The organism is Erythrobacter epiphyticus, assembly GCF_034653295.1.
In the GTDB taxonomy this organism is placed as follows: domain Bacteria; phylum Pseudomonadota; class Alphaproteobacteria; order Sphingomonadales; family Sphingomonadaceae; genus Erythrobacter.
This window is the reverse complement of sequence record NZ_JAYEEU010000026.1, coordinates 1-391: the sequence shown is the minus strand read 5'-3', so window position 1 is coordinate 391 and position 391 is coordinate 1. Positions and strand designations below refer to the sequence as shown.

The following is a 391-nucleotide window of genomic DNA, read 5'->3' as shown; positions in this document are numbered from 1 at the left end:
GGGGGGGGGGGGGGGGGGSGGGGCGSGGGGGGGGGGGGGCCCCCCCCCCCCCCCGCCGCTCGCCCCTCCACCATGCTGCGCATGGTCCCCCTCCCCCAAGGGGGAGGATCAATCCACCCCCAAACTCCGCCACGCCAGCCAGGCAAATTCGCACAGCAGCGGCCGCGTGTCGCGCGGGTCGATGATGTCCTCGACGTTAAACCTTTCAGCGCTGCGGAAGGGCGAGGTGACTTTCGCCAGCCTTGCCCGGATTTCCTCGAGCAGCGCTGCGGGGTCTTCGGCGGCTTCCAGCTCGGACTTGTAGGCGACCTCCAGCCCGCCCGCGATGGGCAGGCTCCCCCAATCGCCCGAGGGCCAGCAATAGCGGTATTGGTAGCGGTCGGCATTGCTC

The 391-nt window shown here is 71.2% G+C and carries 1 pseudogene; it reads right to left on the bottom strand.

Annotation, left to right across the window (positions count from 1 at the left end):
- Window positions 1-108 precede the first annotated feature (108 nt).
- Window positions 109-391 (bottom strand): annotated as a pseudogene (locus SOQ14_RS14285) (methylmalonyl-CoA carboxyltransferase); the annotation flags it as partial.